Genomic DNA, 17740 nt, shown 5'->3' with positions numbered 1-17740 from the left:
ACCCGTCCTGCGACATCGCGGCGCAGGGGCCGTCAGCCCGCCCCGGCGATCTCACCGCGCAGCGCGATCGCCTCGCGCAGCGCGGTCGCCTTGTGCAGCAGGCCGCGCATGACGAAGGTGAGCATGGCGAACGCCGCGCCGGCCCCGACACAAACGACGGCGGCGCCGAGCGCGCCCAGCACCTGCATGCCGTCGTCGTCGGAGGGGATCTCCGCCACGGCCAGGTGCACGGCGGTGCCCGACGCCAGCAGTGTGGCCACGACCGCGGCCCAGATGACGGTGTCGACCCACCGGAACGCCCGGCGGGTGAAGACGGCGTCGCGTTCGACCAGGTCGAGCAGCATCCACACCGCGCCGAGCACGACCTGGACGCACGCGACCCCGGCGATCGCCACCGCCGCGTAGGGCACGGCGAAGGGTTCGTAGGGCGGGAAGCGGTCGACCTCGTCGGCCGCTGTCGTGGGGATGACGACGACCTGGCCGAAGAGACCGAGCAGGATCGCGACGGCGATCCCGAGCCGGAGCGCGGTGATGATCAGACGATGCATGCACTGATCCTCGGGGGAGACCGGCCCGGGATCAACCCGATCGGCCGTACCCGAGGACGCCCGGAAGACGCCACGACATCTGGGAGAACTTCGGTCAACAACGTTGACTTCGAGTCAACAGCCCTGCACATTACTTCAAAGTAGAACCGCTCGGTAACCCCGCTTCCGCCCTCCCGAAGAAGAGAGAGCACATGCCGAAGCAAGTCCTCCGCCGTGTCATGGCCGCGACAACAGCCGCCGTCGGCGCGCTCACCCTCGGCCTCACGGACGCCACCGCGCACGCCGCGCCCGCCACCCTCGACTACGTGGCCCTCGGCGACAGCTACAGCGCCGGATCGGGCGTCCTGCCCGTCGACCTCACCAACCTGCTCTGTCTGCGCTCGACGGCCAACTACCCCCACGTCATCGCGGATGCGACGGGCGCCCGGCTCAAGGACGTCACCTGCGGCGCCGCCCAGACCGCCGACTTCGCGCAGGCCCAGTACCCGGGCGTAGCCCCCCAACTGGACGCGCTCAGCGCCGGCACGGACCTGGTCACGCTCACCATCGGCGGCAACGACAACAACACGTTCATCAACGCCATCACGGCCTGCGGCACGGCGGGCGTCCTCAGCGGCGGAAAGGGCAGCCCCTGCAAGGACAAGCACGGCACGTCCTTCGAGGACGAGATCGAGGCCAACACGTACCCCGCGCTCAGGACCGCGCTGCGTGATGTCCGCGCCAGGGCGCCCCACGCCCGGGTGGCGGCCCTCGGCTACCCGTGGATCACACCGGCCACCGCCGACCCGTCCTGCTTCCTGAAGCTGCCCGTCGCCGCCGGTGACGTGCCCTACCTGCGGGACATCCAGGCACACCTCAACGACGCGGTCCGGCGTGCCGCCGAGGAGACCGGCGCCACGTACGTCGACTTCTCCCAGGTGTCCGACGGCCACGACGCCTGCGAGGCCCCCGGTACGCGCTGGATCGAACCGCTGCTCTTCGGCGGCAGCCTCGTGCCCGTCCACCCCAACGCCCTCGGCGAGCGGCGCATGGCCGAGCACACGATGAACGTCCTCGGGCTGAGCTGACCGCCGTACTTCCCCGTACGCTTCTGCCGTGTCGTCCTCCCGCCTGCGCCGCGTCGCCGTCCTCGTGCTCGAAGGGGCGAAACCGCTCGACGTCGGCATCCCGGCGCAGGTCTTCACGACGCGCGCGAGCATGCCGTACGAGGTACGGGTGTGCGGCGCGGCTCCGGGCCTGGTGACCGGCGGCGACGGCCTGTCGTACCACGTCGCCCACGGTCTGGAGGCCCTGGACTGGGCCGACGTGGTCTTCCTGCCCGGTTACCGGTCGCCCGACGTCGACGACCCGCCGCCGGCCGTCGTCGGGGCGCTGACGGCGGCCCACGGCCGGGGCGCCCGGCTCGCCGCCATCTCCACCGGCGCCTTCGCGCTGGCCGCCACCGGCCTGCTCGACGGCAGACGTGCCACCACGCACTGGCACTACACGCGTGCCCTCGCGGCGAAGCATCCTCGCGTACGGGTCGACGAGAACGTGCTGTTCGTGGACGAGGGCAGCGTCCTGACCTCGGCGGGCGCCGCCTCCGGCATCGACCTGTGCCTGCACATCCTGCGCGGCGACCTCGGGGTGGCCGCGTCCAACCACGCGGCCCGGCGCCTGGTGGCGGCCCCCTACCGCAGCGGCGGTCAGGCCCAGTACGTGCCGCGCAGCGTGCCCGAGCCTCTGGGCGAGCGGTTCGCCGCCACCCGCGAGTGGGCACTGCGCCGGCTGGACGAGCCGCTCACCCTGGAGACACTGGCCAGGCACGCGGCCGTGTCGGCGCGCACCCTCTCCCGGCGCTTCGTCGAGGACACCGGGTACACACCGATGCAGTGGATCATGCGTGCCCGTATCGACATGGCCCGCGAGCTGCTCGAACGCTCGGAGCGCGGCGTCGAGCAGATCGCCGCCGACGTCGGTCTCGGCACCGGCGCCAACCTGCGGCTGCACTTCCAGCGCATCCTCGGCACCACTCCCAGCGAGTACCGCCGCACCTTCGCCCGGGGCGAGTAGCCGCGCGCCCCGCGAGGCTGGCGGGATCCTTGCGAACCGTGGCTCTCGCGCCGCTGCCGCACCCGGACGGCGTAGGCGAGCCTGAGGGGGAAGGACCTGGTGGCGAACGAAGGGACACACCACTCATGACTCGCATCGGCATCAACGGCTTCGGCCGCATCGGGCGCAACGTGCTGCGGGCGCTGCTGGAGCGCGACACGAAGCTGGAGGTCGTCGCCGTCAACGACCTCACGGAGCCCGCCACCCTCGCCCGCCTGCTCGCCTTCGACTCGACCGCGGGCCGGCTCGGCCGCCCGGTGGCCGTCGACGGGGACACCCTGGTCGTGGACGGGCACCGCATCAAGGTGCTCGCCGAGCGCGAGCCTGCCCGGCTGCCCTGGGCCGAGCTGGGCGTCGACATCGTGCTGGAGTCGACCGGTCGTTTCACCTCGGCCGAAGCGGCCCGCGCCCACCTCACCGCGGGCGCGCGCAAGGTCCTGGTCAGCGCCCCGTCGAGCGGTGCGGACGTGACGCTCGCCTACGGCGTGAACACGGACGCCTACGACCCGGCCGCGCACACGATCGTCTCCAACGCGTCCTGCACCACCAACGCCCTCGCACCGCTGGCCGCCGTCCTGGACGAGCTGGCCGGCATCGAGCACGGCTTCATGACGACGGTGCACGCCTACACGCAGGAGCAGAACCTCCAGGACGGCCCGCACCGCGACGCGCGCCGCGCCCGCGCCGCCGGGGTGAACATCGTGCCGACCACGACGGGTGCCGCCAAGGCCATCGGCCTCGTGCTGCCGGGACTGGACGGCAAGCTCTCGGGCGACTCGATCCGCGTGCCGGTCCCGGTGGGCTCGATCGTCGAGCTGAACACGACCGTCGCCCGCGACGTGACGCGCGAGGACGTCCTGGCCGCCTACCGCGCCGCCGCCGACGGACCGCTCGCCGGTGTGCTGGAGTACTCGGAGGACCCGCTGGTCTCCTCGGACATCACCGGCAACCCGGCCTCGTCGATCTTCGACTCGGCGCTGACCCGCGTGGACGGCCGGCACGTCAAGGTGGTCGCCTGGTACGACAACGAGTGGGGCTTCTCCAACCGCGTGATCGACACCCTCGGACTGCTCGCCACTCGCTGAACGGGCAGCCGATTCGGCATCACCGGGGGTCACACGTAACAATGGTGCGATGAGCAATTCCAAGGTTTACTTCGACATCGACATCGACAATCAGGACGCGGGCCGCATCGTCTTCGAGCTCTTCGAGGACGTCACCCCCAAGACCGCCAAGAACTTCATTGAGCTGGCCACCGGCGAGCACGGCTTCGGCTACGCGGGCTCGCCCTTCCACCGCGTGATCCCGCAGTTCATGCTGCAGGGCGGTGACTTCACCAACGGCAACGGCACCGGCGGCAAGAGCATCTACGGCGAGAAGTTCGCGGACGAGAACTTCCAGCTGAAGCACACCGGCCCGTACCTGCTGTCGATGGCCAACGCCGGGCCGAACACCAACGGCTCGCAGTTCTTCATCACCACGGTGCCCACCCCGTGGCTGGACGGCAAGCACGTCGTCTTCGGCAAGGTCGTCGAGGGCACGGACGTCGTCGACAAGATCGAGGGCTACGGTTCCTCGCCGGCCGGCAAGACCTCCGCGAAGATCACGGTGCGCGCTTCCGGCAAGCTGTAAGGCCTGATCAGCCCCACCGGGACCGGAACCGACGGGGGTCCGCCGCACACGGTGCGGTGGGCCCCCGTTCCCGTCCCGTCTGGTGGGGTGCGCCGGGTGGTGCGACGCTGGGGTGGAGGAGCGTCCGAGGAAGGCCCCGGGAGGACCGATGGGACGGGACGTCCCGGCGCTGGTCTTCACCCGCGAGGACCGCCGCCGGTACCGGATCAAGATGCAAGAGTGCCTGGATGCCTTCGCGCAGATGCTGCGCGAGTCCCGGTTCGAGACCGAGCGGCCCCAGGTCGGCCTGGAGATCGAGCTGAACCTGGTCGACGACCGGGGCGAACCCGCCATGCGCAACAGTGACGCCCTCGAAGCGATCGCCGACCCCGCCTGGTCCACCGAGCTGGGCCGGTTCAACCTGGAGATCAACATCCCGCCCCGGCAGCTGACGGCGGGCGGTCCCGACGCCTGGGAGACCGAGATCCGTGCCGCCCTGAACCACGCCGAGGACCGCGCCGCGTCGGTCGGCGCCCATCTGATCATGGTCGGCACCCTGCCCACGCTGCGTCAGTCCGACGTGGGCGAGGCGGCCCTGTCGGAGAACCCGCGCTACCGGCTGCTCAACGACCAGGTGTTCGCGGCCCGGGGCGAGGACCTGCACATCGAGGTGGACGGGGTCGACCGTCTGCGGACCTACGCGGACACCATCACGCCGGAGGCGGCGTGCACCAGCACGCAGTTCCACCTCCAGGTCGCCCCGGAGGAGTTCCCCGACTACTGGAACGCCGCCCAGGCCATCGCCGGCGTCCAGGTCGCCCTGGCCGCCAACTCGCCGTTTCTGCTCGGCAAGGAGCTGTGGCACGAGAGCCGCATCCCCCTGTTCGAACAGGCCACCGACACCCGGCCGCAGGAGATCAAGGCCCAGGGGGTCAGACCGCGGGTGTGGTTCGGGGAGCGCTGGATCAACAGCGTCTTCGACCTGTTCGAGGAGAACCTGCGCTACTTCCCGGCGCTGCTGCCGCTGTGCGACGAGCAGGACCCCGCCGAGACCCTCGACCGGGGCGACATACCGGAACTGGGCGAACTCACCCTCCACAACGGCACCATCTACCGCTGGAACCGGCCCGTCTACGCGGTCGCCCACGACAAACCGCACGTCCGTGTGGAGAACCGGGTCCTGCCGGCCGGCCCGACCGTCGCCGACACCCTCGCCAACGGCGCCTTCTACTACGGGCTCACCCGCGCCCTGGTGGAGGAGGAGCGGCCGGTGTGGTCGCGGATGTCCTTCTCGGTCGCCGAGGACAACCTGCACACCGCCGCCCGGCACGGCATCGAGGCACACCTGTACTGGCCCGGCGTGGGCGAGGTGACCGTGCCGGAACTGGTCCTGCGCCGCCTGCTGCCGCTGGCCCACCGGGGGCTGGAGCTGTCGGGCATGGACTCCGCCTGGCGGGAGCCGCTGCTCGGCATCATCGAACAGCGGTGCGTCACCGGCCGCAACGGCGCGGTCTGGCAGAAGGAGATGTTCCACCACATCGACGCCGGCGCCCGGCCCGGCCGGCACGAGGCGCTGCGCCGGATGACCCAGCAGTACATGGACTACATGCACCTCAACGCCCCGGTCCACACCTGGCCGGTCGACTGACGTCCGGGGCGCCCGAGGCCACTAGGGAGGCGACGCAGCGATGTGCCGATGGCTCGCCTACTCGGGGACGCCCGTGCTCCTGGAGACCCTGCTGTACCAGCCCGAGCACTCGCTCATCGACCAGAGCCTGCACGCCCGCATGGGCGTCGAGACGACGAACGGGGACGGGTTCGGAGTCGGCTGGTTCGGGCCGGAGATGACGACGCCCGCGATCGTCCGGGAGATCGGGCCGGCCTGGAGCAACCGCAACCTGCGGGAGATCGCGAGCCATGTCCGCTCGCCCCTGTTCTTCGCGCACATTCGGGCCTCGACGGGCAGCCCCGTGCAGCAGACCAATTGCCATCCCTTCCGCCACGGCCGCTGGATGTGGATGCACAACGGCGCCATCGCCGAGTTCCACCGGCTGCGCCGGGACCTCGCCCTGGCCGTCGATCCGCGGCTCTTCCTCGACATCGAGGGATCGACGGACTCGGAGATGATGTTCTACCTGGCGCTCACCCTCGGCCTGGAGAACGACCCGCCCACGGCCGTGGCCCACATGGCGGGACTGGTGGAGGAGATCGGCCACGAACACGGCGTGGAGTTCCCGCTGCAGATGACGGTCGCCGTGACCGACGGACAGCGGCTGTGGGGCTTCCGCTACTCCAGCCAGGGCCAGTCGCGGTCCCTGTACTACAGCAGCCGGGTGGAGAGTCTGCGCGCGCTGCATCCGGGGCTGCCCTTCCTGAAGGAGGCCTCCGACAACAGCCGCCTCATCGTCTCGGAGCCGCTGGGCGACCTGCCCGGCGTGTGGAACAAGGTGCCCGAGAGCAGCTACGGCGTCGTCCAGCCGGAGGGCGACGACCTGCGCCCCTTCGTTCCCCGTCACCCCTGACCCGTTGACAGGGGCGAAAGAAGATCACACAATCGGTGGCATGACCACATACCGGTTCGGCACCACCGCGGAGTGTCCCCGCGTGCCCGAGCGCACCGGCTGTGAGCGTTCCGGCCTCTAACGGCCCTTTCCCCGCCGACCGTTCGTCGCACGTCGCGTCGTAACCCGTCGGACTCTCTCCGGACCACGGCCCGGAGCACCCTCCACACACCTTCACCTTCGCGTACCCGGCCACCCGGTGCCGCCTCGCGCGCCCCCGGCCGGACTTCCACGCATACCCGCAACCCGCTGCCCAAGGGGAGGACTCCCATGACCGTCACGTCCGCCGGCCCGAACACCGTCCTGCGCGAAGCACGTATCCCGGCGGACGGAATGTACGAGGGCCGGCGCATCCTGCGCCGCCTGCCCGACGGGTGGGAGGACCGGCCCTACGCCCACTTCGAGGTCGTCCCGCAGGCGCGCACCATCGGCGCGGAGATCCGCGGCGTCGATCTCTCGCACCCGCTCACCCCCGCGCTGCGCGAGGAGCTGAACCGCGCCCTGCTGGAGTGGAAGGTGCTGTTCTTCCGGGCTCAGCACCTCACCTCCGTCCAGCAGCGCGACTTCGCCCGCAACTGGGGCGAGCTGGAGACCAACCCCCTGCTCGCCGCCGGCTCCAGCGACGACGTCGTCCGCTTCGACAAGGGCGCCGGCGCCGTACCGACGTACGAGAACGTGTGGCACACCGACGTCACCTTCCGGGAGCGGCCCGCGCTCGGCGCGGTGCTCCAGCTGCGCGAGGTGCCGCCGTTCGGCGGGGACACGATGTGGGCGGACATGGCGGCGGCCTACGACAACCTGCCCCAGGAGGTGAAGGACCGCATCGACGGCGCCCGTGCCGTGCACGACTTCATCCCGGGCTTCGCGCGGTTCTACGGCCCCGAGCGGCTGGTGCCGCACCAGGATCTCTTCCCGCCCGTGGAGCACCCGGTCGTGCGCACGCACCCCGAGACGGGGCGGCGCATGCTCTTCGTCAACACGTCCTTCACCACCCACATCACCGGCATGGACCGCGACGAGAGCGACCGGCTGCTGCGCCTCCTCTTCCAGCAGGCGCACGTGCCCGAGTACCAGGTCCGCTGGCGCTGGCAGGCGGGCGACGTCGCCTTCTGGGACAACCGCGCCACCCAGCACTACGCCGTGGGTGACTACGGGTCCGAGCGGCGGGTCGCCGAACGCGTCGCCGTCGAGGGTGACCGGCCCTTCTGATCCGGAGCGGGGCCGGCGGCGGAGCACCGCCTCCGGCCCCGCCGCGGGCGCGGCCTCAGTCCTCCGGCTCCTCGATGGCCGCCGGGCGCAGCTGGGCGGCGCGGATGCGGGCGACGTCGAGCTTCTCGCTCCGGTCGAAGCGGTAGATGCCGTTCTGCTCCTGGAAGACGTCGGTCAGCTGGGTGTAGCAGTAGCCGAACATGCCGGGGTCACCGAGCAGCACCTCGGTGAGGCCGCCGAACCGTTCGTGGAACTCGTCCTCGTTCCGGACGCGTTCCCCGTAGCCCCAGGAGACGGTGCGGTCCTCGCCGGAGCGGTCGGCCGCCGCCTCGGGGTCCCACCAGATGCCGCCGAACTCGCTGACGAAGTACGGCTGGCCCCGGTAGGGCTGGGAGTAGGGCGCGCCGCTCTCGTGGGCGTTGACGAAGGGCGCGTCCTTGGCGAGGCCGGACATCAGCTGCCGGAAGGCTGCGGGGTCCTGCTCGTAGTTGTGGGAGTCGTAGACGTCGGTCTCCGCGACCCGGTGGGCGTAGCCGGACGCGTCGACGACCGGGCGGGTGGTGTCCATGGCCTTGGTGGCGAGGAACATCGCGCGGGTCACGTCGTCGAGTTGAGTGATGCGGTCGTGCAGCTTCTGGTACGTCTCGTTGAGCGGGCACCAGCCGATGACGGAAGGGTGCGAGTAGTCCCGTTCCAGTGCTTCCAGCCACTGGGCGACGTAGGAGGCGTCCGGCTTCTGGTTGTCGCCCGAGGAGCCTCCGGTCTCGCAGCCCCAGTCGCCGAACTCGCCCCAGACCAGGTAGCCCAGGCGGTCGGCGTGGTGGAGGAAGCGCTCCTCGAAGACCTTCTGGTGCAGCCGCGCGCCGTTGAAACCGGCCGCCATCGCCAGCTCGATGTCCCGCACCAGGGCCTCGTCGGTCGGCGCGGTCATCAGCCCGTCCGGGTACCAGCCCTGGTCGAGGACGAGACGCTGGAAGACCGGGCGGCCGTTGAGCAGGACGGCCTTGCCGCGCAGGCCCACGGCGCGCAGTCCGGCGTAGCTCTCCACGCTGTCGACCACCCGTCCTGCGGCGTCCAGGAGTTCGAGGCGCAGGTCGTACAGGTGCGGGTCCCCGGGTCCCCACTCGCGCCGCCGGTCGTCCGGCACCGGCAGGTGCAGGCGCGGGGCGAGGTCGACGTCGGCGCGTGCCTCGGCGCGGCTCACCTCCCCGTCGGCGTCGCCGAGGACGGCCCGTACCCGGTGGCCCGGGCGGTTGCCGGACAGGGGCAGTTCGAGGTGGAAGGCGGAACCGGCCAGGTCGGGAGTGATCCGGGGGCGGCGCAGGTGCGTGACGGGGACGGGCTCGAGCCACACGGTCTGCCAGATGCCGGTCACCCGGGTGTAGTTGCAGTCGTGGTTGGCGTACTTGACCGCTTGCTTGCCGCGCGCCTGCGGGCCGGACTTGGGATCGCGGGCCCGCACGGTGATCACGACCTCCTCCCCCGCCCCGGCGATGTCCCCGAGGTCGGCGGTGAAGGGCGTGAAGCCGCCGCGGTGCCGGGCGACCTCCTTGCCGTCCGCCCACACGGTGGTGTCGTGGTCGACGGCGCCGAAGTGCAGCAGGACGCGGCGTCCGGCCCAGGCGGCCGGCAGGGTGACGACCCGCCGGTACCAGACGGCCTCGAGGAAGTCGGTGTCGCCGATGCCGGACAGCTCGGACTCGGGCGGGAAGGGGACGAGGATCTCCTCACGCAGCTCGCGGTCGAGCAGCCCGCGTTCGAGTCCGCTGTCCCCCCGGTCGGTCTCGAACTGCCAGACGCCGTTCAGGTTGAGCCAGTCGCGGCGCACGAACTGCGGTCGCGGGTACTCCGGGCGCGGTACGGAGTGAGTGGGCACACATGCTCCAGTCGATCGGTGGGCCGGGCGCGTGATCGCCGGTCCCGTGGGTACGGCCGGGTGGGTTCAGGAGCCGCCGAGGCCGGTGGTGGCCACGGAGTTGACGATGCGGCGCTGGAAGAGGAGGAAGACCACGATCAGCGGCAGCGCGGCCAGCAGGGCGGAGGCCATGGACTGCGCGTACTGGATGCCATAGGCGTCCTTCACCGTGGCCAGGCCGACCGGGAGGGTCATCAGGTCGGGGTCGTTGGTGACGACGAACGGCCACATGAAGTTGTTCCAGGCGCCGATGAAGACGAAGATCGCCACCGCGGCCACGATCGGCCGGGAGAGCGGCAGCACGATCGACCGGAAGACCCGCAACTCGGAGGCGCCGTCGATCCGGGCCGCCTCTTCCAGTTCCTTGGGGATGCCGTCGAAGAACCGCTTGAGGATGAAGACCATCATGGGTGCGACGACCTGGGGAAGGATGACCGCCGCGTAGGTGTCGACCAGGTTGAACAGGGTCATCTGGTCGAAGAGCGGCACGACGAGCAGCTGCGGCGGGACCATGATGGCGGCGACGGTGACGCCGAGCAGCGCCTTGCGGCCGCGGAAGGTGCCGCGCGAGAGGCCGTACGCGGCGAGGGTGGAGACCACCACCGTGATCAGCGTGACCAGGGCGGAGATCAGGAAGCTGTTGAAGGCCCAGAGGGTGACGTTCCCGCGTTCCAGTATCTGCTGGTAGGCGTCCAGGGTGAAGGCGCCCTTGAACGGCGACAGCCCGGTGGTGTTGACGTCCTCCTCGCTCTGCACCGAGGTGATGACCGCCCACACGAAGGGGAGCAGCCACAGGACGGCGAGGACGACGAGCGCGGTCCCGGCCAGGGCGCGGGGCAGCCTTCCGTGGCCGAGGAGCAGGGGTGAGCCGGCCGTTTCGCGGGGTGGACGGCGCCGGGTACGGAGGGTGGCGGCGGTGGCGGACACGGTCAGTCCTCCCGGCGGAAGAGGCGGAGCTGCACGAGCGGGACGAGGATGATCAGGGCGAAGAAGAGGTAGGAGACGGCGGAGGCGTAGCCGAGGCGGTATCCGGTGAAGCCCACGTCGTAGACGTACTCGAGTACCGGGCGGGTGGAACCGTTGGGGCCGCCCTTGGTGAGGATGTAGATCTGGTCGAAGACCTTGAGGGAGGCCAGGATCTGGAGCATGGCGACCAGGCCGGTGGTCCTGCGAAGTTGCGGCAGGGTGATGGACCACAGGCGGCGCCAGGCGCCCGCCCCGTCGAGTGCCGCCGCTTCGTCGAAGGTCGCGGGCAGGGACTGGAGTGCCGCGAGGTAGAGCAGGAAGTTGAAGCCGACCGTCCACCAGACGGTGAGGGCGGCGACGGACCACATGGCGACGGACTCGTCGGACAGCCACCCGACCGGTGCCATGCCGAGGGTGTCGAGGAGTTGGTTGGCCATGCCCAGTTCGGGCTGGTAGAGCCAGGTCCAGATCATGGTCACGACGGTCACGGGCAGCAGGTAGGGCGCGAAGAACGACAGGCGCCACGCCCACTGCCCGGCGAGCCCGCTGTGCACCAGAAGGGCCATCGCGAGCGCCACCAGCACGAGCGGCACGCTGGAGATGACGGTGAAGAAGACGGTGTTGCCGAGGCTGCTCCACACGTCCGGGTCGCGGAACGCCTCGGTGTAGTTGTCGAAGCCCACGAAGTGCGTGTCGCGCAGGGCGAGGGATCTGTCGGTGAGGCTCATCCAGAGCCCCTGCACGATCGGCCAGACCATGAAGAGGCCGAACACGAGCAGGAACGGCAGGACGAACACGAGCCCGTTGCCGGTGCGTATGCGGCCGAGGGCGCTGCGGCGGCCGCCCCCGGAAACAGGGGGTGAACTCGTCCGCGCCTGGGCGTCGAGGGGTGCGGTGGTGGTCACGTCGGTCACTCCTTTCGCCGGTCAGGCCACCGGGTTGGGCTGCCGCAGCAGCGTGTCGGCCTCGCTGACCATCTGCCGCACCGCTTTCTCGGGGGTGGTGTTGCCCAGCAGCGCCGACTGGAGCGGCTGGCACATCCGGTTCTGGAAGTTCGAACCGGCGCCCGCGAACCAGTTGGGCGGGTCGAGCACCGCCACCTTGGCGGCGTCGGCGTAGGAGGACTGGGGGTCGAGCGCCGCGTACTCCGGCTCCGCGAGGACGGGCCGGTAGGCGGGGATGTGTCCGGCGCCCGCCCAGGTGAGGCTCTGCTTGAGTATCTGCGCGACGTACCGGTGGGCCTCGCGGCGCCGGGCCGGGTCGGGGCTGTCCTGGTGCGGGAGGACGAAGCTGTGGCTGTCGGTGTAGACGGCCGGCTTGTCGAAGACCTGGGGGAAGGGCGCGGCGCCGAGGTCCATGCCGGACTTCTTCAGCGTCGGCAGTTCCCACTCGCCGAGCATCGCCATGCCTCCGCGACCGCTGGTGAAGGCGGCCAGTGCGCCGTTGTAGTCCAGGTTGTTGGGGTTGGTCCTCCCGTCGAAGAGCCGCGTCATGAGGGTCACGACGCGTACGGCGGCGTCCTCGTCGATCCTGGGTGGGCCGCCGTCCGGCAGGTCGAACGCGGCGCCGGTCTGCGCGTAGAGCCCGGCGAACAGGCGCCAGTTCTGTGCCGTGTCGGTGACGTGGCCGAAGAGGATGCCCGCCTCACCGGTCGCCTCGGCGAGTGCCCTGCCCGCCTCCAGCAGTGCCTCGGGCGAGCCCATGGGGGCCAGCTCACCGGAGGTGTCGAGGAGTCCGGCCCGTTCGGCGGCCTTCTTGTCGTAGAACACGATGAAGGGGTGGACGTCCAGCGGGATCGCGTAGACGGTCCCCTCGTGCCGGGTGCGCGACCACACGGCCGGGGTGAAGTCCTTCTCCGTCACGCCGTACTCGGCGAGCAGGTCCAGGTCGAAGGCGTCCACCAGGCCGCCCGGCGCGTAGCCCGCCAGTCGGGACAGGTGCATGGCGGCCACGTCGGAGGCCCGGCCGCCGGCCGCGGACATGGCGAGCTTGGTGTAGTACGACGGGCCCCAGTCCAGGATCGTCCGGTCGATGTCGAAGCCCTGGGCTCCCCCGGCCCCCTTGGACACGGCCTCGATCATGTCGTCCATCAGCATGCCGTCGCCGCCCTGGAAGAGGTCCCACACGCTCAGCGACGAGGCCCCGGAGGCCGAGGCCGGCGAGACGCAGCCCGCCAGGGGGCCGGTGGCGAGCAGGGCTCCCGTCCCGGCCAGGGCGTTGCGCAGGAACCGGCGGCGGCTGGGGCTCCGGACCGGATCGGACACGGCCGGCACCCCCTGGACAGGCAGACGGGAACTCATCGCGGACCTTTCGACGGCCGGAGCTCATGCGGTGGCTAGTTTTTACATCGATGTACATGGGCTGTAAAGAGCTGAGGCCGCTGATTCTCGCTGGTGACGGAGGTGCGGTGCGGGCCCGCACCGCCGTCCCGGCACCGCCGTCCTCCGCCGTGCCGGGACATAGACTCGGGCAGCGCGAAAGAGCCAGGGAGGTCTCGGTGGCACGGCCCAGGATCAAGGACGTCGCACGTCATGCGGGCGTGTCGGAGAAGACGGTGTCCAATGTCATCAACGACTACGCCCATGTCTCCGACCGGACCAGGCAGGTGGTGCGCGAGGCCATCGAGCACCTCGGCTACCGGGTGAACCTGGCCGGCCGTCATCTGCGCAGGGGCAGGACCGGCATCATCGCGCTCGTCGTCCCGGAACTGGACATACCGTACTTCGCGGAGCTGGCCCGGCATGTCGTCCGCGCGGCGGAGGAACGGTCCCTGACCGTCCTCATCCATCAGTCCGGCGCGGACCGCGCCCACGAACTGGCGGCGCTGGCCGGGTTCGGCTCCACCTTCGTGGACGGGATCATCCTCAGTCCGCTCGCGCTGACCGCCGACGACCTGCGGGACCGCGCGGGCTTCCCGCCCACGGTGCTGCTCGGGGAGCTCCTCGAGGAGGGTGCCGACCATGTGGCCATCGACAACGAGGGCGCGGCGCGTGAGGCGACACGCCATCTGATCGGGCTCGGGCGCCGCACCATCCTCGCCGTCGGCGGGCGCGACGACGCGGGACTCGGGACGGCCCAGGCCCGCACCCGGGGTTATCGGGCGGCCCTGTCGGAGGCGGGCATCGCCTACGATCCGGCCGCCCTGCTTCCGGTCGGCTCCTTCCGGATGCCCGACGGTGCGCAGGCCGTGGCGCGGGCGCTCGCGGCGGGTGCGCGGCCGGACGCGCTGCTCTGCCTCAACGACCAGCTGGCACTGGGTGCGCTGCGCGCCCTGCACGAGCACGGTGTGAAGGTGCCCGAGGACGTCGCCGTCATCGGCTTCGACGACGTGGAGGGCGGGCGGTTCAGCGTTCCGACGCTGAGCACGGTGGCTCCGGACAAGGCGGCGGTGGCCAGGGTCGCCGTGCAGCTGCTCCAGCACCGCATCGAGGAGGCGACGGCGCCGGACGGTGCGGAGTCGGAGGCGCAGGCACCCCAGGATCTCGTGGTGGATCACCGGCTCGTCCTGCGGGAGAGCACGGAGGGCTCCGGGCGGCACTGAGACGGGAGTGGCTCACAGGGCTGCCGGCGGCCCCAAAAATGGTATTCCATTTTCCGCAGACCCCTTGACGGTGCGCTTTGGGCAAAACTACGTTCTGTTCACCGGAAAGCCGCTTCCGCTTTGTGAAAGCCTCCAACTCCCCGCACCTGATCCCAGGAGTCCCGTATGACTGCCCTGGAAGACCGCCGCTCGTCCGCCCGGACCGGCGACACCGCCACCAGCTCCGGCCTCTACACCTACGACCTGGCCCCGACGAAGCGGGAAGGGCGCCGCTGGGGCGCCTACAACGTCTTCACACTCTGGGCCAACGACGTGCACAGCCTGGGCAATTACGCCTTCGCCATCGGGCTGTTCGCCCTCGGCCTGAACGTGTGGGGCATCCTCGCCGCCTTCGCGCTCGCCTCGGTCCTGCTGTTCCTCCTGCTCACGCTGTCCGGGTTCATGGGACACAAGACGGGGGTGCCGTTCCCCGTCATGAGCCGCATCGCGTTCGGCATCAGGGGAGCGAAGGTTCCGGCGGCCGTCCGGGGCGCCGTGGCCATCGCCTGGTTTGGTATCCAGACGTATCTGGCCTCCGCCGTACTGAGCGCTCTCCTGGTCGCCATGTTCCCCTCCCTGGCCTCCCTGGACACGAACTCGCTGCTCGGCCAGTCGACACTCGGCTGGATCACCTTCCTGGCGCTGTGGGCCCTCCAGGTGCTCATCGTCAGCTACGGGATGCAGATGATCCGCCGGTACATGGCTTTCGCGGCGCCCACCACCCTGCTCACGATGTGCGCCCTGGCGGTGTGGATGTTCGTCCGGGCCGACGGGTCGGTCTCCGTGTCGATCGACGACCCGCTCACCGGCGGCGCGATGTGGCTCCAGGTGCTCCAGGCCGCCGCCCTGTGGGTGGTGATCTACGGGACGTTCGTACTGAACTTCTGCGACTTCACCCGGTCCGCGCGCAGCCGCGGCTCCATCGTGCGCGGCAACGTGATCGGCATCCCGGTGAACATGCTCTTCTTCGCCGTCATCGTGGCCGTTCTCAGCGGAGCCCAGTTCACCCTCGACGGGCATGTGATCACCAGTCCGACGGACATCGTCCGGACCATCCCCAACATGTTCCTGCTCGCCGTCGCCTCGCTGTGCCTCATCGCACTGACGGTGGCGGTCAACCTGCTGGCCAACTTCGTCGCACCCATCTACGCCCTGGTCGACCTCTTCCCGCACCGGCTCGACTTCCGCCGCGCGGGACTGGTGAGCGCGGTCCTCGGCCTGGTCATCACGCCCTGGAACCTCTACAACAGCCCGGTCGTCGTCAACTACTTCCTCGGCGGGCTCGGCGCGCTGCTCGGCCCCCTCTTCGGCGTGATCATGGCGGACTACTGGCTGCTGCGCAGGTCCCGCGTGAACGTGCCGGCCCTCTACACGGAGGACGCCGGCGCCGAGTACCACTACCGTCGCGGCTACAACCCGCGCGCCGTCGCCGCCTTCGTCCCCAGCGCCGCGATCGCCGTCGTCGTCGCCCTCGTCCCCTTCTTCCACGCCGCGGCCGGGTTCTCCTGGTTCATCGGGGCGATCATCGCGGCCGCGCTGTACGCGCTGATCGCCGACCGTGCGTCCCTGTTCCGTGACGTGGACGGCGAGTCCATCGCCGTCGCGGCGGAATAGTCCGGCACGCTCCTCCCCCGGCCCCCTCCACACGCTTCCCCCGGCGCGTGCCTCCCCCCGGCCCGCCCCGTCGCGGAACCACCCCGTTCGAGCAGAAGGCCCAGGCCCCCATGCGCATCCTCGTGGTCAACGTCAACACCACGCAGTCCATCACCGACGCGATCGGCAAGCAGGCGGCCGGCGCGGCCTCCCCGGGCACCGAGATCGTGCCGCTCACACCGGCCTTCGGCGCCGAGTCCGTCGAGGGCAACTACGAGAGCTACCTCGCCGCGGTCGCGGTGATGGAGGCCGTCCGCGCCCATCCGGAGCCGTTCGACGCGGTGATCCAGGCCGGCTACGGCGAACACGGGCGCGAAGGGCTCCAGGAGCTGCTCGACGTGCCCGTCGTCGACATCACGGAGGCGGCGGCGAGCACCGCGCAGTACCTGGGCCGCCGCTACTCCGTCGTCACCACCCTCGACCGTACGGTCCCGCTGATCGAGGAGCGGCTGGAGGTGGCCGGGCTGAGCGCCAGGTGCGCCTCGGTGCGGGCCAGCGGGCTCGCCGTACTGGAGTTGGAACGGAACGAACAGGCCGCCGTGGACGCCATCACCGAGCAGGCGGCCCGCGCGGTCGAGGACGACCGGGCCGAGGTGATCTGCCTGGGCTGCGGAGGCATGGCCGGTCTCGCCGAACGCGTGGTGGAGCGTACCGGTGTCCCCGTGGTCGACGGGGTGGCCGCGGCCGTGACGGTCGCGGAGTCCCTGGTCAGGCTCGGCCTGTCGACGTCCAAGGTGCGCACCTACGCCCGCCCGCGTCCCAAGCGGATCGTCAACTGGCCCCCGCAGGCGGGCTGATCCGGCGTCGCGCCCTCCGGCCCCGGCCGCCCGCGGCCCCCGGGGTATCCTGACGGGCCGCCCGACCGCCGCTCCGCACGGCGCGGTCGGCGTGCCGGGGAACGGGAACAGACGAGGGACGGCGATGGCTGCGTCAGAGGGCTTCATGCCCGAGTCCGAGCGGGTCACGCGGCAATTGCGCGACGAGATCATCGACGGTGTGCGCAGCCCCGGCAGCCGCCTGGTCGAACGGGAGCTGGCCGAGTCCCTCGGGGTGAGCCGGCTCCCCGTCCGCGAGGCCCTCAAGATCCTGGTGTCGGAGGGTCTGGTGACACCGAGGCCGCGGAGCTGGGCGGTGGTGCGGGAGTTCACCACGAGCGACATCGCCGACCTGGACGAGGTCCGCTCGGGCCTGGAGACCCTGGGGTTCCGGCTCGCCGCCCAACGGCACACGCGGGAGGGTCTGGAGCGGCTGCGTGCGACGGTGGACGCCGAACTCGACGCGGCCCGCGCCGACGACGCGGTCCGGGCCCGCCGGGCGGCCGCCGACTTCCACGAGACGGTCGTCTCGCTGGCCGCCAACGAGCTGCTCAACGAACTGGAGCGGGTCCTGCGCAGCCGGCTGCGCTGGCTCCTGGGCCAGCACGACGACCTGCTCGCCGTCGCCCTGGAACACGAGGCCCTCTACCAGGCCATCGCGGCCCGCGACGTGGACCGCGTCCAGGAGCTGGTCCTGCACCATCTGGCGACGAGCCGCACCGCGGCCCTCGGCCACCACGCGCAGGATCGGTCCTAGCCTCTGGGTGCCCGGCCCGCGAGGTCGTCCCCGC

General features: G+C 70.8%; 16 protein-coding genes. 11 read left to right on the top strand and 5 right to left on the bottom strand.

Annotated elements, in window-relative coordinates:
• Positions 1-32 precede the first annotated feature (32 nt).
• Positions 33-548 carry a DUF2975 domain-containing protein gene (locus tag NI25_RS35930; protein ID WP_061446479.1) on the bottom strand — a complete coding sequence of 172 codons (516 nt, stop codon included), beginning with the start codon at positions 546-548 and terminating at the stop codon, positions 33-35.
• Between the two features lie 191 nt (positions 549-739).
• Here NI25_RS35930 and NI25_RS35925 point away from each other — a divergent pair, with 191 nt between their 5' ends.
• The 7 genes from NI25_RS35925 to NI25_RS35895 all read left to right on the top strand — a co-directional run bounded on the left by NI25_RS35925 (position 740) and on the right by NI25_RS35895 (position 8020).
• On the top strand, positions 740-1615 hold the full coding sequence (locus tag NI25_RS35925) for an SGNH/GDSL hydrolase family protein (RefSeq protein WP_061446478.1): 876 nt from the start codon (positions 740-742) through the stop codon (positions 1613-1615).
• A gap of 28 nt (positions 1616-1643) precedes the next feature.
• Positions 1644-2600, top strand: coding sequence for a GlxA family transcriptional regulator (locus NI25_RS35920; protein WP_061446477.1), 957 nt, complete (start codon positions 1644-1646; stop codon positions 2598-2600).
• A gap of 125 nt (positions 2601-2725) precedes the next feature.
• Positions 2726-3724, top strand: coding sequence for a type I glyceraldehyde-3-phosphate dehydrogenase (gene gap / locus NI25_RS35915; RefSeq protein ID WP_061446476.1), 999 nt, complete (start codon positions 2726-2728; stop codon positions 3722-3724).
• A gap of 49 nt (positions 3725-3773) precedes the next feature.
• On the top strand, positions 3774-4271 hold the full coding sequence (locus NI25_RS35910) for a peptidylprolyl isomerase (protein ID WP_061446475.1): 498 nt from the start codon (positions 3774-3776) through the stop codon (positions 4269-4271).
• A 148-nt stretch (positions 4272-4419) separates the two neighbouring features.
• Complete coding sequence (locus tag NI25_RS35905) at positions 4420-5898, top strand: glutamate-cysteine ligase family protein (RefSeq protein WP_061446474.1); 1479 nt, start codon at positions 4420-4422, stop codon at positions 5896-5898.
• Between the two features lie 40 nt (positions 5899-5938).
• Complete coding sequence (locus NI25_RS35900; protein ID WP_061446473.1) at positions 5939-6772, top strand: class II glutamine amidotransferase; 834 nt, start codon at positions 5939-5941, stop codon at positions 6770-6772.
• Between the two features lie 309 nt (positions 6773-7081).
• Positions 7082-8020 carry a TauD/TfdA dioxygenase family protein gene (locus tag NI25_RS35895; RefSeq protein WP_107071969.1) on the top strand — a complete coding sequence of 313 codons (939 nt, stop codon included), beginning with the start codon at positions 7082-7084 and terminating at the stop codon, positions 8018-8020.
• Positions 8021-8075: 55 nt separating this feature from the next.
• On the opposite strand, the gene NI25_RS35890 is transcribed toward NI25_RS35895, so the two are convergent.
• The 4 genes from NI25_RS35890 to NI25_RS35875 all read right to left on the bottom strand — a co-directional run bounded on the left by NI25_RS35890 (position 8076) and on the right by NI25_RS35875 (position 13201).
• On the bottom strand, positions 8076-9896 hold the full coding sequence (locus tag NI25_RS35890) for a glycoside hydrolase family 2 protein (protein ID WP_061446472.1): 1821 nt from the start codon (positions 9894-9896) through the stop codon (positions 8076-8078).
• A 66-nt stretch (positions 9897-9962) separates the two neighbouring features.
• Positions 9963-10862: a carbohydrate ABC transporter permease gene (locus NI25_RS35885; RefSeq protein ID WP_061446471.1), complete on the bottom strand. Its 900-nt coding sequence runs from the start codon at positions 10860-10862 to the stop codon at positions 9963-9965.
• Between the two features lie 2 nt (positions 10863-10864).
• Positions 10865-11806: a carbohydrate ABC transporter permease gene (locus NI25_RS35880; protein ID WP_061446470.1), complete on the bottom strand. Its 942-nt coding sequence runs from the start codon at positions 11804-11806 to the stop codon at positions 10865-10867.
• A gap of 21 nt (positions 11807-11827) precedes the next feature.
• Positions 11828-13201, bottom strand: coding sequence for an extracellular solute-binding protein (locus tag NI25_RS35875; protein ID WP_061446469.1), 1374 nt, complete (start codon positions 13199-13201; stop codon positions 11828-11830).
• Positions 13202-13398: 197 nt separating this feature from the next.
• Here NI25_RS35875 and NI25_RS35870 point away from each other — a divergent pair, with 197 nt between their 5' ends.
• The 4 genes from NI25_RS35870 (at position 13399) to NI25_RS35855 (ending at position 17706) form a co-directional block, all read left to right on the top strand.
• A complete protein-coding gene (locus NI25_RS35870; protein ID WP_061446468.1) occupies positions 13399-14442 on the top strand; it encodes a LacI family DNA-binding transcriptional regulator in 1044 nt (347 codons plus the stop codon).
• Positions 14443-14607: 165 nt separating this feature from the next.
• Positions 14608-16095, top strand: coding sequence for an NCS1 family nucleobase:cation symporter-1 (locus NI25_RS35865; protein ID WP_061446467.1), 1488 nt, complete (start codon positions 14608-14610; stop codon positions 16093-16095).
• A 110-nt stretch (positions 16096-16205) separates the two neighbouring features.
• On the top strand, positions 16206-16931 hold the full coding sequence (locus NI25_RS35860; protein ID WP_061446466.1) for an aspartate/glutamate racemase family protein: 726 nt from the start codon (positions 16206-16208) through the stop codon (positions 16929-16931).
• Positions 16932-17055: 124 nt separating this feature from the next.
• Positions 17056-17706: a GntR family transcriptional regulator gene (locus tag NI25_RS35855; protein ID WP_061446465.1), complete on the top strand. Its 651-nt coding sequence runs from the start codon at positions 17056-17058 to the stop codon at positions 17704-17706.
• The last annotated feature ends 34 nt before the right edge of the window (positions 17707-17740 follow it).

The organism is Streptomyces sp. CCM_MD2014, assembly GCF_000772045.1.
GTDB classification, from domain to species: domain Bacteria; phylum Actinomycetota; class Actinomycetes; order Streptomycetales; family Streptomycetaceae; genus Streptomyces; species Streptomyces salinarius.
The sequence above is the reverse complement of the archived record's forward strand: the minus strand, read 5'-3'. Positions and strand labels throughout refer to the sequence as shown.